The 16,450-nt window shown below is 68.8% G+C and carries 16 protein-coding genes; 5 read left to right on the plus strand and 11 right to left on the minus strand.

Translation table 11 applies throughout. The features are described 5' to 3' along the window. Nucleotides 1-131 precede the first annotated feature (131 nt). On the plus strand, nt 132-1,307 hold the full coding sequence (locus tag HNR57_RS34020) for a UDP-N-acetylglucosamine--N-acetylmuramyl-(pentapeptide) pyrophosphoryl-undecaprenol N-acetylglucosamine transferase (RefSeq protein WP_184566339.1): 1,176 nt from the start codon (nt 132-134) through the stop codon (nt 1,305-1,307). Between the two features lie 13 nt (nt 1,308-1,320). Here HNR57_RS34020 and HNR57_RS34025 read toward each other — a convergent pair whose 3' ends face one another. From HNR57_RS34025 to rfbB, 3 genes are read right to left on the minus strand one after another with little or no spacing between them, the layout of a single operon-like run. Further along, nucleotides 1,321-2,457 (minus strand): DegT/DnrJ/EryC1/StrS family aminotransferase, encoded by a 1,137-nt coding sequence (locus tag HNR57_RS34025; RefSeq protein WP_184566341.1) that lies wholly within the window; start codon nt 2,455-2,457, stop codon nt 1,321-1,323. A gap of 32 nt (nt 2,458-2,489) precedes the next feature. Next, nucleotides 2,490-3,746: an ATP-grasp domain-containing protein gene (locus HNR57_RS34030; protein WP_246555209.1), complete on the minus strand. Its 1,257-nt coding sequence runs from the start codon at nt 3,744-3,746 to the stop codon at nt 2,490-2,492. Beyond that, on the minus strand, nt 3,736-4,758 hold the full coding sequence (rfbB, locus tag HNR57_RS34035) for a dTDP-glucose 4,6-dehydratase (RefSeq protein WP_184566343.1): 1,023 nt from the start codon (nt 4,756-4,758) through the stop codon (nt 3,736-3,738). Before rfbB ends, HNR57_RS34030 begins: the two co-directional genes overlap by 11 nt. 187 nt (nt 4,759-4,945) lie before the next feature. Between rfbB and HNR57_RS34040 the strand changes: the two genes are divergently transcribed. The 4 genes from HNR57_RS34040 (at nt 4,946) to HNR57_RS34055 (ending at nt 9,018) form a co-directional block, all read left to right on the plus strand. After that, nucleotides 4,946-6,271 (plus strand): helix-turn-helix transcriptional regulator, encoded by a 1,326-nt coding sequence (locus tag HNR57_RS34040; RefSeq protein WP_184566345.1) that lies wholly within the window; start codon nt 4,946-4,948, stop codon nt 6,269-6,271. 902 nt (nt 6,272-7,173) lie between these two features. After that, nucleotides 7,174-7,872: a hypothetical protein gene (locus tag HNR57_RS34045; RefSeq protein ID WP_184566347.1), complete on the plus strand. Its 699-nt coding sequence runs from the start codon at nt 7,174-7,176 to the stop codon at nt 7,870-7,872. A gap of 85 nt (nt 7,873-7,957) precedes the next feature. Beyond that, the gene (locus tag HNR57_RS34050; protein WP_184566349.1) at nt 7,958-8,275 is read left to right on the plus strand and encodes an Imm51 family immunity protein; all 318 of its coding nucleotides are present in this window, start codon (nt 7,958-7,960) and stop codon (nt 8,273-8,275) included. A gap of 170 nt (nt 8,276-8,445) precedes the next feature. Further along, nucleotides 8,446-9,018 (plus strand): hypothetical protein, encoded by a 573-nt coding sequence (locus HNR57_RS34055; RefSeq protein WP_313675538.1) that lies wholly within the window; start codon nt 8,446-8,448, stop codon nt 9,016-9,018. A 157-nt stretch (nt 9,019-9,175) separates the two neighbouring features. Here the strand turns inward: HNR57_RS34055 and HNR57_RS34060 are convergent, their stop codons facing one another. From HNR57_RS34060 to HNR57_RS34095, 8 genes are all read right to left on the minus strand, one after another. After that, nucleotides 9,176-9,706 carry an IS5 family transposase gene (locus HNR57_RS34060; RefSeq protein ID WP_184566353.1) on the minus strand — a complete coding sequence of 177 codons (531 nt, stop codon included), beginning with the start codon at nt 9,704-9,706 and terminating at the stop codon, nt 9,176-9,178. Between the two features lie 474 nt (nt 9,707-10,180). Beyond that, the gene (locus HNR57_RS34065; RefSeq protein ID WP_184566355.1) at nt 10,181-10,801 is read right to left on the minus strand and encodes a hypothetical protein; all 621 of its coding nucleotides are present in this window, start codon (nt 10,799-10,801) and stop codon (nt 10,181-10,183) included. Nucleotides 10,802-10,815: 14 nt separating this feature from the next. Continuing rightward, nucleotides 10,816-11,337, minus strand: a complete 522-nt coding sequence (locus HNR57_RS34070) for a hypothetical protein (protein WP_246555210.1) — start codon at nt 11,335-11,337, stop codon at nt 10,816-10,818. After that, complete coding sequence (locus HNR57_RS34075; RefSeq protein ID WP_184566357.1) at nt 11,334-11,708, minus strand: hypothetical protein; 375 nt, start codon at nt 11,706-11,708, stop codon at nt 11,334-11,336. Before HNR57_RS34075 ends, HNR57_RS34070 begins: the two co-directional genes overlap by 4 nt. Next, on the minus strand, nt 11,705-12,715 hold the full coding sequence (locus HNR57_RS34080; protein ID WP_184566359.1) for a DUF8094 domain-containing protein: 1,011 nt from the start codon (nt 12,713-12,715) through the stop codon (nt 11,705-11,707). Before HNR57_RS34080 ends, HNR57_RS34075 begins: the two co-directional genes overlap by 4 nt. 48 nt (nt 12,716-12,763) lie before the next feature. After that, nucleotides 12,764-13,600: a tryptophan synthase subunit alpha gene (gene trpA / locus HNR57_RS34085; protein WP_313675541.1), complete on the minus strand. Its 837-nt coding sequence runs from the start codon at nt 13,598-13,600 to the stop codon at nt 12,764-12,766. Continuing rightward, nucleotides 13,597-14,691, minus strand: a complete 1,095-nt coding sequence (locus HNR57_RS34090) for a hypothetical protein (protein WP_313675543.1) — start codon at nt 14,689-14,691, stop codon at nt 13,597-13,599. Before HNR57_RS34090 ends, trpA begins: the two co-directional genes overlap by 4 nt. 900 nt (nt 14,692-15,591) lie before the next feature. Continuing rightward, nucleotides 15,592-16,260: a hypothetical protein gene (locus HNR57_RS34095; protein ID WP_184566363.1), complete on the minus strand. Its 669-nt coding sequence runs from the start codon at nt 16,258-16,260 to the stop codon at nt 15,592-15,594. Nucleotides 16,261-16,450: the final 190 nt, after the last annotated feature.

Below are 16,450 nucleotides of genomic sequence, written 5' to 3' on the forward strand. Positions count from 1 at the left end.
TCCTCGACGCCGTCGCCCCGAACATCGACCTGTAGGGAAACCTCAACCCCGAGTTCGAAGGTGGACCGAGTCATCGGTTGCCCGGTCCGGAGGCCGGAGAAGAGCCAGCGGGGCCCAGTAGGCTGCGCCGGGTGAAGAGTGAACCCTGTCGCGTCAACAGTTTCCGCCTCATCGTCACAGGAGGAGGCACCGGGGGCCACACTTACCCGGCGCTCACTGCGATCCGCACGCTGCAGAATCGCCTGGCGGCCGAGGGGAAGGCCCTGGAAGTGCTGTGGATCGGCACTGCCGATGGCCTGGAGGCGCGTGTCGCGCCCGCCGAAGGGATCGCGTTCGCCACCGTGGCCACGGGGAAGATCCGCCGCTCAAGCAACCCCCTCATGATGATGTCGGCGGCGAACATGCGGGACATGGCGCGGGTGCCGCTCGGCGTGGCCCAGGCAAGGAAGCTGGTCGCGGACTTCCGGCCGGACGTGGTACTCGCCACCGGCGGCTACGTCGCCGTCCCCGCGGGGCTGGCCGCGCGAATGTGCCGGCGTCCGCTGGTGCTGCACGAGCAGACGGTGCGCCTGGGTCTGGCCAACCGGAAGCTGGCCGGTTCGGCGACGCGGATTGCCGTGTCCTCCGAGTCGACGTTGCCCCTTCTGCCAGAGGCAGTACGGGGCGCTGCGGTCGTCACCGGCAACCCGATCCGGCCGGAGGTGCTGGCCGGACACCCGGACAAGGCGGTGGACGCCCTGGGCCTGCACCGCTTCGACCGGCGGCTGCCGACCGTGTACGTCACCGGCGGCGCGCAGGGCTCCCAACAGATCAACGGCGTCGTGCGGGACGCTCTGCCCTGGCTGCTGGAACGGGCGAACCTGATCCACCAGTGCGGCCCGGACAACGTCGAGGAGTTGCGCCAGTACGCGGCAACCCTGCCGGCCCCGCTGGCTGGCCGGTACTACCTGGCTGGGTTCGTCGGCCCGGAGCTGCCCGACGTCCTCGCGCTCGCGGACGTCGTGGTGTCGAGGAGTGGGGCCGGGACCCTGGCCGAGCTCACCGCGCTCGGCAAGCCGGCCGTGTTCATCCCGCTGGCCTCCTCGGCGGGGAACGAGCAGGCGCACAACGCCCGCCACCTGGAGGAGGCCGGGGCCGCCGTCGCCCTGCTGGGTGACGTCACCGCCGACCGGCTCAAGGAGGCGGTCGGCCCGCTGCTCACCGACCCCGCGCGGCGGGTGTCGATGGCGGAGCGAGCCCGGGCACACGGAAGGCCGGATGCGGCGGACAGGCTCGTGGACGTGATCCTGTCTGCCGCATCCGGCTGACTGACGCGGGGAGTTACGGCAGTCGCTGGCCGATGTGCAGGGCCGTGCCGAGAGCGGAGGCCACGTGCTCGATGTCCGTCTCGGTGAGGTGCTGGTGGAAGGGCAGGCTCAGGATTTCCACCCCGGCCTGCTCGGTGGCCGGCAGCGTGCGACGCCAGGCGGCAAAGGCGGGCTGGAGGTGGTTGGGCGGGTAGTGGACGCCCACACCGATGCCCCGGGCGCGCAGCTCGGCGAACACCTGGTCCCGGTGTGGCAGGCGGACTTGGCACAGGTGCGGCACCGTGTGGTCGACGTCGACGTCGACGAGCGTCACGCCGTCGAGCGGGGCGAGGGCCTCGCGGTAGGTGCGCCACAGGCTGCGGCGGGTGTCCTCTGTGGTGGCGAAGCGGTCGAGCTGGGCTAGGCCGATGGCCGCGTTGATACCCGAGAGCTGGTAGCGCAGGCCGAAGGAGTCCACGCGGTAGGTGGTGGTGTTCGCGCGCTCGCTCTGGGACTGGGCGACGCCCAGGAGCCGGAGCCGCCGGATCGTGTCGGCTTCCGCAGGTGTGCGGGGGATGACCATGCCGCCCTGGCCGCAGGTGAGGTTCTTGATCGGACCGAACGAGAAGCAGGTCAGGGCCCCGGTCGCGCCCACGCGCCGTGCGCCGTTGCGGGAGCCGAAAGCGTGCGCGGCGTCCTCGATGACGACGACTCCCCGCTCGTCCAGCTCCCCCTGGACGGGGGTGAGGTCGACTGCCCGGCCCCCGAACAGGACCGGAACGACGGCGGCGGTGGTGTCACTGACCGCCTCCATGACGAGCCGGTCGTTGACGCACATCGTGGCGGGGTCGATGTCGACGAAGCGCACGGTGGCGCCGACGGCCAGGATCGCCTGGACGGTCGCGCAGAACGTCATGGACGGCACGATCACCTCGTTGCCGGGGCCGACGCCGGCGGCGAGCAGGGCGGCGTGGAGGGCCGCGGTACCGGAGGCGACGGCCACGGCGTCGGGAACGCCGAGGAAGTCGGCGATGCGGTGCTCGAACTCCTCAGTGACACTGCTGTGTCCGTACTGCCCGGCCTCCAGCACCCGGGCCACTGCCGCGGCCTCCTGCCCGTACAGGTACGGACTGGCGTTGCGCCGGGCATCCGGCTTCGGCGGGTTGGTCACGACTCCCCCCTTCGTTGCGGACCTGGGCGCGATCACTTCGCCCCCTTGATCGGCCGGACGATCGGCCGAATCAGCGCGCTGGCTTTCTCCAGAGATGCGGACGCGTCCTCGGCCGACGAGCCAGCGGCGACGAGAAGGCCGATCTTGTGGGCGGACTGGCTGTGCGGCCGTACGGAGTCGCCCGGCTTGGCCTGAAGGTCGAGATCGGTGATCCCGGGAACGGCACGGGCCTCGGCGACACCCTCCCACCTGACCAGCTCACCATCCACATTGAGTGGTGAGCTGATCACCTCCACTGCTGCATGCGCGGTGCGCGTCGGCTTCAGGTGGACATCGAACGGCTCGCCGAGCGCAAGCGAGATGAGCGCACGCACGTTGTCCACGCCGTAGGCGGCGGCAATCAGTTTCGTGATGCCGTCGCCTCCGACACGCGGGTTGGCCTCGATGACGCGTTCTCGGCCGTCTGTGCCGAGGATGACGTCGAAGTCTGCTGGACCATCGGTGACGCCGAGCGCCAGACACAGGCGTTCGGCGGTTGCCTCCAGCCGGTCGCGCACCGCCAAGGGCAACTGCGCCGGAGAGCGCAGCCGTTTGATCGCAAAACTCGTGGCGGAGAACTCCACGTCGTGGATACAGGTGAGCTTCGATCGGCCCCCCTGCATGAAGATGTCGATGACCAGTGGACGACCCTGGCAGAACTCCTCAGCGATCACAGCCTGAGAGGCGGAGAAGCTGTGGGCGTGGGCAACAGCGGCGGACAGGTCATCAGGCCGGGTGACGCGGACGACGCCCTTGCTGCCCGAACCGTCCACAGGCTTGACCGCGAGCGGGAAGCGCAGCTCCGCCGCCGCCTTCGCGACGATCTCGTCCGGGTTGTCCGACGCGACCCACCCGTATCCGGCGACGCCGCAGGACGCGGCGATCTCATGGAAGGCGGCCTTGTCACCAGCCGCGAGTGCGCTCTTGGGGTACACGTAAGGGAAGCCGTATCGACGGCCCAGGGTGTGCCAACTGGACAGTGCGGCGTCGCTCGCGCCGCATACGATCCCGGCGGGGCGTGTGTCACCAAGCGCGCTGGCGATGGCGTCGGCGTCCCGGGTGGAGACCTTCAGGGCCGCGTCGGCGAGCCGAAACGCGGGAGCATCCGGCCGCATGTCCACCCCGATGGTCGGAATTCCGCGACGCTGTGCCTCCCGGTAGAGCGGGATCTGTTCCTCTGACGCGCCAAGTACGACCAGCGCCTTCTGTGGCCATTCGATGCGGCACGGGGGCATCTGGTCAGTGGGCATGGGCTCCCTCCTTGGCGGGTGTGAGGGCGACCGTGGTGTGGGCCGCGTGAGGGTTACGCATCAGCGGCGCCCAACGGTCGGGGTTGCGCCGGTACCAGTCGACGGTCTCGGCGAGACCTTCCTCGAAGTCGCGCACCGGCCGGTAGCCGAGGTCGGCGAGCTTGTCCCAGGTCATGGAGTAGCGGACGTCATTCGAGCGCCGGTCGGGCACGTAGACGACCGAGTCCCAGTCGGCGCCACACAGGCGCAGGAGGTGGCCGGTCAGCTCCTTGCTCGTGAAGTCGGTGCCGCCGCCGATGTTGTAGACCTCGCCCGGCGTGCCGCCGCGCAGGACAAGCTCGACGCCGGCGCAGTTGTCCTCGACGTGCAGCCAGTTCCGTACGTGCTGGCCCCGGTCGTGGAGGGTGACCTGCTGGCCTCGCAGGAGCCGGGTCGCGAACAGGGGGATGATCTTCTCGGGGTGCTGGTAGGGGCCGTAGTTGTTCGAGCTGCGCGTCACGCACACCGGGACGCCGTAGGTGTGGTGGTAGCTCAGCGCGACCAGGTCGCTGGCCGCCTTCGACGCGGCGTACGGGACCGTCGGGCGCAGCGGGTCTGCCTCGGTGGCGGAGCCCTGCGGCAGTGGCCCGTAGACCTCGTCCGTCGAGACGTGCACGAACTTGTCGATGCCGTGCCGCATCGCCGCATCTGCGAGGGTCTGAGTGCCGAGCAGGTTCGTCAACAGGAAGGGGCCGGCGTCGTCGAACGAACGGTCGACGTGGGACTCGGCGGCGAAGTGAACGATCGCCGTGTGCTGGCGTACGAGAGTGTCGACCAGGTCGGCGTCGAGGATGTTGCCGTGGACGAACGTCAGCTTGGGGCTGAGGAACGCTTCGCCGAGGTTCTCGATGTGCCCCGCGTACGTGAGGGCGTCGAGAACCGTCACATGGCCAATGTCGTCGGCCCGCAGCATGCGCTTGACGAAGTGCGAGCCGATGAACCCGGCCCCACCCGTGACAAGCAGTTTGTCCATCGAAGCCTCCGGAGAGTGTGCGTCGCTTTGTGTGCGGGAGGTGCCCGGATGTGCGTCGAACGCTTCCGGGGATGAACGAGTACAGCCCAACTGCCTTTCGCCGAACAGGCGTTGGGTGTTGTCCCGGGGTTGTCCCGGGCGTCCACTCGCTACCCTCGGGGTAGCTGTCGATGATGGGGTTGATTCCGTGGACGAACCGATCCGGCATCCCCTCGCGTACGCGCGCTTCCTACGCGGCTGGTCTCAAAGCGATCTGGTGGCCCGGATGCACAGGGCCGCGCGGATACGCCCGGAGGGACTGCGGTGCGGCGCGGACAAGGCCGCCGTCAGCCGGTGGGAGCACGGCCGGAAGAAACCCGATGCCGATTCGCAGCTCCTCATCGCTGACGCGTTCGACGTGCCGGTCTCCGACCTTGAGCGCTATCCGTGGCCTCACTGGTTACCCGGCCGCGAGGAGCCGGTGCCACTCGGGCCGGCGTACACCGTCCACGCCCTTCGAGATGCACAGAGAGCTGTGATGGACCGCGAACGCCGAACTTTCCTGACCTACAGTGCGCTCGCTCTGGCGGGGCTCGCCTCGCAGTGGGCCGAGCTGCAACCCGACCGCCTCACAGCTGCCGCCGACGGCACTCACGTTGACGAGGAGCTGATGTGCTGGCTCGAGGAGACCGGCACGAAGCTGTCGGCACTGCCGACGGAGAAACGCCAGTACATGATCAAGATGGCCCAGGCGCACCTGGACACGGTCACGGACCTGTTGGAAGGCGGCCGTTTCAGCGAACCAACGGGGCACCGTCTGCATCTGCTGGCATCGTCACTGGCGAGCACCTGCGGCTGGTACCGGTTCGACCAGGGCCAGCACTACGCGGCCGGGAAGCTGTGGAACGCGGCGCTGTCCAATGCGCACACCGCCCGGGACCGGGATCAAGGCGCGGGGGTCCTGTCGGACTTCGCGTACCAGGCGATCTGGCTTGGGAAGCCGGAGTCGGCCGTCGAGCCGCTGAGCCAGGCCCTCATCCACACCCGGCACCCCACGGCGCGGTCCGCGCTCCATCTGCGCCGGGCCCGCGCACACGCAGCGATGGGAAACGCCGGCGCATGCCACCAGGACCTGAGCGCGGCCGAGGCGGCGCTGCTGACGGATACCCCAGACCCGGCACCGTCCTGGTGCCGGTGGATGAGCACCGCAGATCTGGCCGTGGACTCCGGTCAGTGCATGCTCGATCTCGGCCGGACGCAAGAGGCACGGGCTCGGATCGAAGAGGGGCTGTCGCTGCTCCCGCGCTCGCGGGACAAGACACGGGGAGTGTTCCGCACGTACGAGGCACGGTCCCTGCTTCAGGCCCGGGAGGTCGAACAGGCCCTCGTGGTCTCCAACGAATCGCTGGACGTGGCACAACGGATCGGTGCTGACCGATGCGTGAAGCTGGTGCTGGACCTGGGACCGGCGTTCCGGCCGTACAAGACGGTCGACGGGGTGCCGGAGTTCCTGGAACGTCTGCGGTCCTGCTGAGCGTCGTCTCACCCGTCCGCCACTGTTCCGTTAGTCGATCGGTGCTGGTGGCGCCGTGAACGCGGTCTGTCGTGGAGTGGGGTTGGGATCTTTAGGCTCTGCTCATGTCGAAGCAGAAGCGGGGCAGGAAGCACCGAACGCCACAGAAGCGGGTCCCCAGCCGTTCTCCGTTACCGCGTCCCCGTGCGGCGGTTCCGGTGTTGCCGGGTGGCCTGTTGCCGCTGCGGGGAGCCTGGACCATACGGCGCGGATGCTGGAGCACGCGAAGCCGGACCAGTTGGTGGAACTGGTGCTGCCGTACCTGTGGGTGGCCCTCGTGGACGGCGTGTCCCGGCGAACGTGTGCGAGGACGCGTGCCTGACGCTCCGGAACGCCTACGGCCAACTGGGGGTGCAGGCTGAACTGCTGCCGGTTGACCTGGCGGTTCACCACAAGGACGGAGGCGGCACCCTCTACGGCTCACTTACACCGAGTTGGACGGGCGCCTCGTGGAACGGGCAGTGCGTGCTGGTGCTGCCGGCTCACGCGATCCATGTACAGCGCTGCCCCCGCAACCGTGGTCTCGGCGGACGGGATCGGCCCCAGTCTTGGAGTTTGCAAGGATGAGCCTGGAACGATCAGCCCCGTGTATTCATGATGAGGGATCCCAGTCGTGGCCAGGAAGAAGAACAGACGCCCCGCGGACGAGTACCAGCTGCCGCCGCACATTGATCGGGCCCGCCGGGCCCGCCTAGGGTATGTCGTTTGGATCAGGTCGCAGGACAGCGACGCGTTGCTCGGCCCTCGCGTCTGCGGCGTCATCCAAACGACAGGCCCTGGCGTCTCTTTCGGATCTTGTCGAGCCCCTGCGGTACCTGGCGAGATTCGGATCTGGCGGCCCGGATCTGATCTATGTTGACAACATGACAAGGAGTCACCTTCCCCTCGTTGCAACGATTCTGGCTTGCCTCACGCTATCCGCTTGCTCCGCAGACGAGACGCCGCCGCCCCCCGCTGGGGCGCCGCCAGCGAGCGGAACCGGCAAAGCAAGGCCGTCCAAGGACAACACCGACCTGCCGCTGACCAAGCAGCTCAGCCGGGGGGAACTCACACAGGCGATTCCCGACGCTGAGGACCTGGTCCCCGGCTACCTTCCCGGCAGTCTGCACAAGCGCATGCCGGGCGAGCCCGACGACTGTGCTCCGCTGGACACCCCAGCGCCGGCCGGTTGGCAGCGAGCGGGTAGCGGCGACTACGACTATCAGGGATCGACCGTCTCACGAGGCATTGATCTAGACGTCTGCCAGTTCGACAATGTCGCGCACGCGAAGGCGGCGTACGACCAGTGGCCGGACACGGATGAAACGGCCCCCCTCGAGACCGGTCGAGTCGGAGAGGAGTCGGTCTTCCTCGCGCACAGTGGATCGAGTGGCACGGTCTACGGCTACAGCAGGTCCGGCACCGTCATCGCCCGAGTCACAGTGGAGGACGCGGGCGCGGATCCCACAGACGCCCATGACGTGCTGGCCGCCACTATCAAACGACTCCAGCAGGTCCAGGCAGGCCAGCGGGCCACGGCGACGGCGCCCGAGATCGCTGCAATGGCACAGACCCAGCGCTAGTGCTGTGACCGCATAGGTTCACCGGGTTCGAGAGTTGTGAGGGACCGGACGAACGGTTCGGGTGCTGGGGTGAGACGATCGCGCCGTGACCATCCACCTCCATGACTTCGATGGCGAGCACTCGCTGACGTTGGATGCCGGCGGCCTGGCCGCCGATGCCGCAGTAGTTGCCGCCGGGCACGAGCCGAACGGGTACTTCTGGGAGGGGCTCGTGCGGTTTGCCTGGCCGGATATTGCCGAGCAGGTCGATTTCGACAGCGAGGCTGGCATGTTCTGCGCGATCGGCAGTTCGAGCGACCTCGCGCGACTCAAGATGGCCGTCGAATCCGTCATCACGAGCCCCGAGGCGGTCCGCGACATCATTGCCCGTGCGGAGGCTTCGGGCTTCGAGTTCGACGATTAATGCGGTGACTTCGCCGGGTTGAGCGGGGTTCAGGCCGTCTCACCCGTCCGCCACTGTTCCGTTAGGACTTGTCCGGGCGATCTTGGCCATAGGCTGAGTGCGGCAGGATCAAGCCAAACAGGTCGTTGGGCAGGGGGGACGGGTTGGGCCGGCAGGAGAGGTACCGCAAGGTGATCAGACCGCTGCTGCGAGCCGGGCTCGAGGTGATACCCGACGCTGTCCCGGGCTCGGCGATACCGCATGTCCTGGGGTACGAACGAGAGCGGGTTTTCGGGTTCTGCCTGGTCGAGTACGACGATCCGCAATTCGTGGAGCGGCTCAACAAGGCCTGGTACGACCTCGCCACGTCATCCGGCCTGATCGACGAGAATCGCGAGTTCCTCCTCATGTTGCCCAGGGGAACCTGGACTGCCGCGGAAGACCGCCAGCGGCGCACGATGCACGTCTGGCACCGGGTCCGCCTGCTGGAACGGTGGGACGTCATGGGGGCCGGCGCGGCGTCGTTCCTCGGCATCCGTGCTGGCCACCCCGGCTTCGCCATGCTGGCCCTGGACAACAGCGTCTGGCTCCTGGCCGACACGTACGAAACGGGTGCGGCCGTGTACGCGGTGCGCGATCCCGCCGGCTCTCCAGGGGTCCTGCGCGAGTTGAAGTGGCAGTTGGAGTGGCTCGCCAGGAAGGACGAAGACCGGGAGTTCCGACGTGACGTCAGCGTTTGGCTTGAGAGCAGGCAACAGCGCTAGACGACAGATGCAGACATGGTTGGGCAAAGAGGTCAACAGTTGCGGGCCGAGTGAGCTCGGGGCAACCGACGCCGAGGTCTTGGACAGGAGCGAACGCCCAGCGCCGTGTGGGCGACAGAGGCAGGCCGAGAGCGGTCTCGACCTGCGCCCCGGATCATCAGGTCCGAAGCCAGATGACCACGGCTGCCGCTGTCACGATGCCAAGGAAGACGTAGCCGCGCTTGTCGTAGCGAGTAGCTATCGCTCGGGACTGCTTCAAGCGGTTGATAGCCCGTTCGACGGTGTTGCGCTTCTTGTACCGCTCCTCGTCGAAGCCAGGTGGCCGTCCGCCGCGTGAACCCTTGCACTGGCGGGCGGCCTGGCTGTCGGTCTTCTCCGGGATGGTGTGCCGGATACCGCGGCGCCGCAGGTACTCGCGGCAGGGACCGTTGCTGTAGGCCTTGTCCGCGGCGAGACTGTCCGGCTTCTTGCGGGGTCTGCCCGTCCCGAGCCGGGGAACGCGAATTTTCTCCAGCACCGGCTTGAACTGGGTGCACTCCGCCCGCTGGCCTGGTGTGACCACCAGGGACAGCGGACGGCAGCGGCCATCCGCACTCAGGTGGAGCTTGGTCGTGAACCCGCCGCGCGAACGGCCCAGGCCCTCACCTCCAGCACCACCTCCGCCAGGCGGGAAACGAGACTCTGCCACGGCGTCTCGCGTCCTGCCTCGCGACGTTGAATCTCAAGGTCAGCGGCTGATGGCCTCTGCGGACAAGTCACGCATCTCCTGCAACACGTCGTACAACCGCTGGGCGGGTGTGCTGTAAGGGACGCAGAGGTGCTCACGGGCGCCGTCGAGCCGGCTGGCCAGCTTCGGGCCGCGACGAAGGCGATCGGGATGCCGCTCGCCGGGTCTGGGTAGTCGCAGGGCGTCCAGCCGGTTCAGTCTCCGTCACCCGACCGAGAACGGGCCCCGGTCATCCCGGGCCCGTTCTCGTTGTTCGGTTCAGGGCTGGGTTGGCCTTCCCTGGCGGAGGCCAACCCAGCAGGGCTGCTGACCTGAGGAGATCCTGCTGCCCCCTGCCATGGCCGCCTGTTACACAGGCGGCGATCACAGGTAACGCAGGACACGCAGGCGGTCCGGGAAGATCAGGCGGGCCCCCCGGCCCACGCAGTGCACCCCCTACGCGGTCTTGTTAGGGAAAGCCCAGATGTACGGCTCGCCGTCGACCTCGTCCTCGGTCCAGTGGACCTCGATGTTCTTGGCGTTCGCCGGCACCACGTACGTCTCGCAGAAGGTGTGGGCCTCGCCTTCCCGCCAGTTGTCGACGTCGTAGGGGTCCTCGCAGCCAGGGGCGTCCTCGGTGGCGCCGATGAGGACGCTGCCGCGCTGTCCGTCGGCGAAGACCGTGGCGGCGTCGTGCACGTCGGAGCCGTCGGTCAGGGCCGGGCCGCCCTTGTGCGTGTACGTCACCCGGGCAGTGGCGAGCACCATGCCCTTGGCCTTGGACGGCTCCGAGATGGCCTTGGCGGCCTCCGCTTCGGTGGTGACGTCGACCTTCACGGGAAGGATCTCGTAGGTGACCGTCCCGGGATCTTCGGCGACCTTGCCCATGGCGGGCTCGTCAAGTTCCATGTCGCCGCCGGACGCCGGGGAGGGCGGCGGGGTGTCCCGCACCTTCTCGCCGGCAGGGGCGGTGCTCTTCGCGTCCGCAGTGTCGTCTCCGCCACCGCAGGCGGTGAGCGCCAGGGCCAGGGCGGCCACGGCCGCGGCGAGCGCGGGGCGGGTCTTGTGGGTGCGCATGGTGGTGCTGCCTTTCAGCGGGTCAGGAGGGTGGTGATGAGCCCGGTGGCCCAGGAGAGGGGGATGAGTGCGACGTACGCCAGCGGGCGCTCCAGGACGGGCCGACCGAGGTCGACCTGCGAGCGGTCCGGGGCTGGGGCCGCTACCGGGAGCTGACGCAGGCGGAGGTAGGCGCCCAGGTTCGTCAGGAGGGTGAAGGGCACGCCGATGATGAGGCTCCCCACGCCCCACCAGCCCTGCCAGAGGGTGCTGGTGGTCATCTTGCGGATGAGTGCGATGCCGCAGGTGGCGCACAACCAGGTGGAGATGGTCTCCCACTGCATCCAGATGACCAGGCCCCGGTGGGCCCGGATGTCGACGTGGGCGGCGGGGAGTCCCCCGCAGAATCGGCAGGCATCACGTGGTGGCGGGGGCATGGGCCCGAGCGAGTGCCACTGCGGGCGCTCCTGCCGGGCCGGGTCCAGGTGCCACGCCGGCGGCTCGTACTCCGCGCGAAACTGTGAACCCGGGGGCGTGTGGCCGTCCGGTGTCGTCATGAGACCGCCTTCGGTCGGGCGCCCGGTGGGAGGGCCAGCGGTTCGAATGCCTCGTCCCATCCCGGCGTGCCTCGCCACGCCGGCTCGGCCAGGGAGCGCAGGGCCCAGCCCAGGGTGCTGATCCGCGCAGCGAACTCCTCGACGTCGGCAGCCCTGGCGAGTGTTCGGTTCCCCTCCCACTCGCTGAGGATCCGCTCGATCCCGGCGGCCAGCTGCCGCTCCTCGCGGCAGCCGGTGGCGTCGATGTAGGTCAGTCGCCGACGGAGGAACTCGGCGAACGCTGCATCGCGAGCCTGCTCCCACGTGTCGTCAGGAGACTGGTGCGGCCACCGGGGTTCAGCGGTGGCGGGGCGGGGGTTGCTGGCGCTCACTTGGACCCCGTCACGCGGTATTCGAGCGTGGTCACCTTGGCCTTCGCCTGCGGCTGCAGCTCGGCCAGGCCCTGGCCCTGATACTCATTGATGATCGCGATCCGCGGGGTCGGGTTGTACACCCGCGCATTCGGCCCTGGCGTGATCTTGGAGTTGTACAAGTAGGCCGGTTTAAGGACCTGCGCCTCGGTGTGCGCAGTGGGGAAGACGGCGAGGGCTCCGCCGTTGGCGAGCCTGAGCGCATATACCGCGGGGTGGGCGGGGTCCTCCACGTCGTACTTGGTGGTCGACCAGCGGCCGCTCTCGCCGGAGTTGCGCTCGGTGAAAACCTTCGTCGATTCGCGAGTGTCTTCAGTGGGCGTGAAGACGCGCTTGGCCTCCTTGCCGCCGGTCTCGAAGAAGTCCTCGTATCGCTCACCGATCTCATCGGGGGCGAGCGTGCCGACCTTCCTGGACGGGTCGACCGGGGCGGCGAAGCCGTGCTTGTCGACGGCTATCTTCGGCTTGGCATCGAGGGCGACGGCGGCCGTCATCTTGTAGCGCCCGCCCACCTTGTCGAAAATCAGTAGCCCGCCGGGGTCCTTCGGGTCCTTGACCGAGCGGGCCGTGACGGCGAACCAGCTCACACCGCTGCTGGCGGCTGGGATCCAGAACTGGCGGGCGCGGTAGTGGAACGGGGTGCTGTAGGTCTTCTGCCGCTTCTTCGTCCAGGTCGGCCAGTGCTTGTAGTCGGCCTTGGACTGCTCGTGGACCTGACCGGCCTCCACCGTGCCCAGCAGCTTGGCGTCGCGGGTGGCGTTGGCCTTGTTGTTGGCCTTCTCGTAGGCGTCGACAACGGAGGACGCCGTCCTCTGGTCCACGATGCCCTTGGGAGCGGGGCTCGCCTTCGGGGAAGCGGAGCCACCGTCGGCTTCACTGCCGGAGCTGCCGCATGCGGTGAGGCTGATCGCCGTGGTCACTCCGATGGCCAGCACGGTCAGTCGGCGTAGGCGCGCAGGTCGATTCATGTGGGGGGGCTCCTCCTGGAACGGTGATGGTGTGGGGGCGTAGGTTGGTCAGCGCGCGGAGCTCGATGCCCGGCGCACCCCGTCAGCGAAGGTCTTGGCGGCTTGAGCGGCAGCCAGGTCTGGGGCGTTGCTCCAGGTCCTCATGCGGCGGATCACGGCTGAGCCGACCATCACGGCGTCCGCGTACGTGGACGCCCGGGCGGCCTGCTCGGGGGTGCTGATGCCGATACCGACCGCCACGGGCAGGCCGGTCGCATAGCGGAGGCGTCGCACCTGGCGCGGCAGGTACGGGCTGAGCGGCCGTTGAGCGCCGGTGCGGCCGGGGGTCGCGGGGGCGTAGACCATGCCGCTCGATGCGGACCCGATCTCGGCCAGGCGTGCGTTGGATGCGTGGGCCGGCACCAGGGGGATCGTGTGCAGGCCCGCTTCACGGGCCGCCCAGTGCCACGTGGCGGCCTCGCGCTCGGGGAGGTCGGGGATCAGAACACCCGCGCCGCCGGCCACGGCCAGCCGCTCCGCGAACAACTCGGGGCCGAAACGCGCGATCGGGGCCCAGTACGACATCACGACCAGGGCTGTCGTGGTCGCAGCAGTGAGCTCCGTGGCCGCCGTGAAGAGGTCGATCATCTCGAAGCCGCTGTCCAGCGCCTGGGCGCATGCCTGCCGGATCACCGGACCGTCCATGTGTGGGTCGCTGTGCGGCAGGCCGAGCTCCAGGACGTCGGCGTGCTTGGCCATCAGGTGCAGGGCGTCCAGGCTGGCGGTACGGGAGGGGTAGCCGACGGGCAGGTACAGACCGAGCGCGGCGCGCTGCTCGCTGCGGCTGGTAGCGAGGGCGTAATCGAGGCGGGCGGCGGACCAGGACGGGCGCATGGACGTGATCACGTGGGCCTCTCGAAGGGTCGGGGGGCGGAGTCGGCGGCCGCGAGGTAGAGGCAGTTGCGCTCAAGAGCCCGGATGATGCGGTAGTCGCCCTCGATCGCATGCGGCTCGCTGCTGCTGAGCACGATTTCCGTGCCGGTCGGTGGGGTGGCCGGGGTCTTCGAGCGGAGGTCCTCGCTGACGGCCGCCACGGTGGGCAGTCTGCGCAGGATGCGGGCGGTCCACGGGTCGATGTGGCCGCTATGGCCGGGGTGCAGGTGGACCCGGACGACTCTGTTGCCGGTCGGGGCGGGGATGAGTTGCGCAGGAGCGGGCGGGATCACCGAATCCAGGGCGTCGACAAGCCGGTCGTGGCCGGTGGCCTCTCGCAGTGCCTTGTCCGCCACTGAGGTCGCAGGAACGGCCAGGGCGGACAGGAGTACCGGCCCGCGCTCGTCGGCGTAGGCGATGCGGCTGGTCACCGGCCCGCACACCACTCCCAGCGCATCGAGCGCCCGGAGTACGTACATGTGCAGCGCCCTGGTGAGAAGGTGGTGACGGTTCATCAAGTCGGTGCGGGCCAGGCGGCCGCCGGAGGTGCGTGTCTCCGCCCAGACGTCGGTGACGACGTGATCGCTCTGCCCGTCGACCAGGCGGGACACGCTGTGGACCACGTAGCGGCGGCCGGGCAGGTGCTCGGTCAGGACCAGATGCGTGTCACCGGCGTGACGTGCTGCTTCCCTGCGCATAGCAGGCCAGGCGGCGCTGATCTGCAGACCTCGTTCGCACACCACCGGCTCGACCGGTACTCCGGCTGCGGCCGGTGCCAGCACGTATGCGGGCAGAGCACGGCGTTCGGCCCACGTCAGGGCTTCGGTCAGGCTCGCGGTCCGCACGCTGCGCAGGGCGGGCACACCGGCCTGCACCAGGGCGGCGGCCTGCGCACCGCGGTCATGACGCAGCAGTGAGGTCTCCGGGTCGGCACCGGCCAGCTGGAGCTCCGCGGCGATCCGTTCGGCCAGGGCGATACCCGCCACGCTGCCGGCGACCACCGCGGACACTCCGAGGGCCCGCAGAAGCCTCACCGTCCGGTACATGGAGCTGCGGTGCTCCACACGGTGGGCATAGGGACCGAGCGTCGGCCCCCAGAACGCTGGCGGCCGTAGACGGGGGGCCAGATCGACGGCGACGGGCCGCCATCCCTGCCGGACGATGGCCCCCGCGTAGCGACAGCGATCATCTGGCGCAACCACCGCCACCGTACCGGCGGCAGCAGCGGGCAGAGCTCGGGCCTCAAGCGCCGCTGAGGGGATGGCCATGGAACAGGGCTCCAGTTACGGAAGGAGTCACGGGCAGCCGGACTCTCTGAGGGAATGGGAGCGGCACCCCGCGGGGCCGAGGAGCGCGAGCGTCGAGGAAACGCGCGGGAGCCTTGGCAGAAACTCACCTCGGTCGCATACGGCGGGACGGGCCGTGGCAGCGACTCGTCCGCAGTCGTGCCCGGCCGGGGACCACACATGACGGCCGGGAGCGGGAGCCCCCTCGCGAGGCGCTGAGGGGCACGGGCTAACCGCAGCTACTGGAACAGGCGCGGTGGGCGTCCCAGCGGATGGGGTCAGCTGTGGATGGGTCCGGTTGTGGGACGGGGCGCATTGAAGGCGCTCCACGTCCTGGCGTTGTTGCGTGGGGTGCGCAGCGCGGTGTGGGTGAGCACGCGTCAACTCCTGTATCGCACAGGGGCGCTCGGGCTACGGCGGAACCGCTCGCCGCATCCGAGGGGGATCGCCGAAGCGGCATATAGGCCGTACCCTGGTGCTCAGCGTGTTGCACCACGCTGGTGAGCACCCCAGGGCTATTTGTGGTCTCTGATGGTGATCTTGTGAGAACGGGCCGTCCCCACCTGGGGGCGGCCCGTTTGCGTGGGCGTCCGCCGGCGAGGTGACCACTCGTGATCCTGGTTCAACACCCTGCACCCTGTCAACATTTGGAGACGACAGGCTCGGTCGTGAGCCCTTCTACTCTCCAGCCAGATCGTCCGGAGACGCTCCGGCGCGGCGGTTCTGGATGCGCTGACGAGCCTTCACCGCATCCATGATGGACACCAGCTCCTCCAGGCTGGGTGGCTGGCCTCCGGTCTGACGCAGAGCCATCTGCTTGCCTCCGAACTCGGCGATCTCTTCGCGCAGCACGCTCGCCCACAGGCCGTCCTTGATCTTCTCCAGCCGGTCAGCCAGGGCGGGCCCTTCCGGCTGGGACAAGAAGCCGTGAGGCACCTGGTAGCGCGCTTCCAGAGGGCTGCTGTAGTCGACCCGTGCACTGCGCGTGCCCTTGGCGAGGCGCGATACAAGCGCGTGCGACAACCCGACTTCGTCACCGATCACACGGAGAGCCTCACCGTGCTCTGAGGAGGGGTCGGCCCGTTTCCGCAGGAAGCTGAGGCGCTGGCCTACCAGCTTCCGGTAGAAGGCTTCTCGCTCATCCTTGCTTCCGGTCGGCGGCTGCTCCGGTTCGGCGCCTTCGAGTAGCTGGCGCACCCGCTCCGGGGCAAGGCCTGTGTCCACGGAGAGTTCCTCGACGTCGAGAACCTCGGTTCCGCTGTATCCGAGGCGAAAGGCCGCCTGGTCAATGGCGGCTACGAGCGCAGCGATCTTGGCCGCGTTCACCTCGTGAGGGACATAGGGCACGGAAGCTCTCCATGGGGCCAAGGGGCGGTTACGTCCCGCAGGGTAGCCCGGCCCGGTCACCCCTGCCAGGCGTGTAACCGTTTGTTGACAGCTGTACGGCCTGTGCTTCAGGATCACGACGACCCAGGCCAGGCCCTGTGCTGGCTCCCCTTGGTCCGTTCTGCCCGGCGACTCGGAAAGCCGATGCGAT

Origin of the sequence: Streptomyces paradoxus (genome assembly GCF_014202475.1) — a bacterium.
GTDB lineage: Bacteria > Actinomycetota > Actinomycetes > Streptomycetales > Streptomycetaceae > Streptomyces > Streptomyces paradoxus.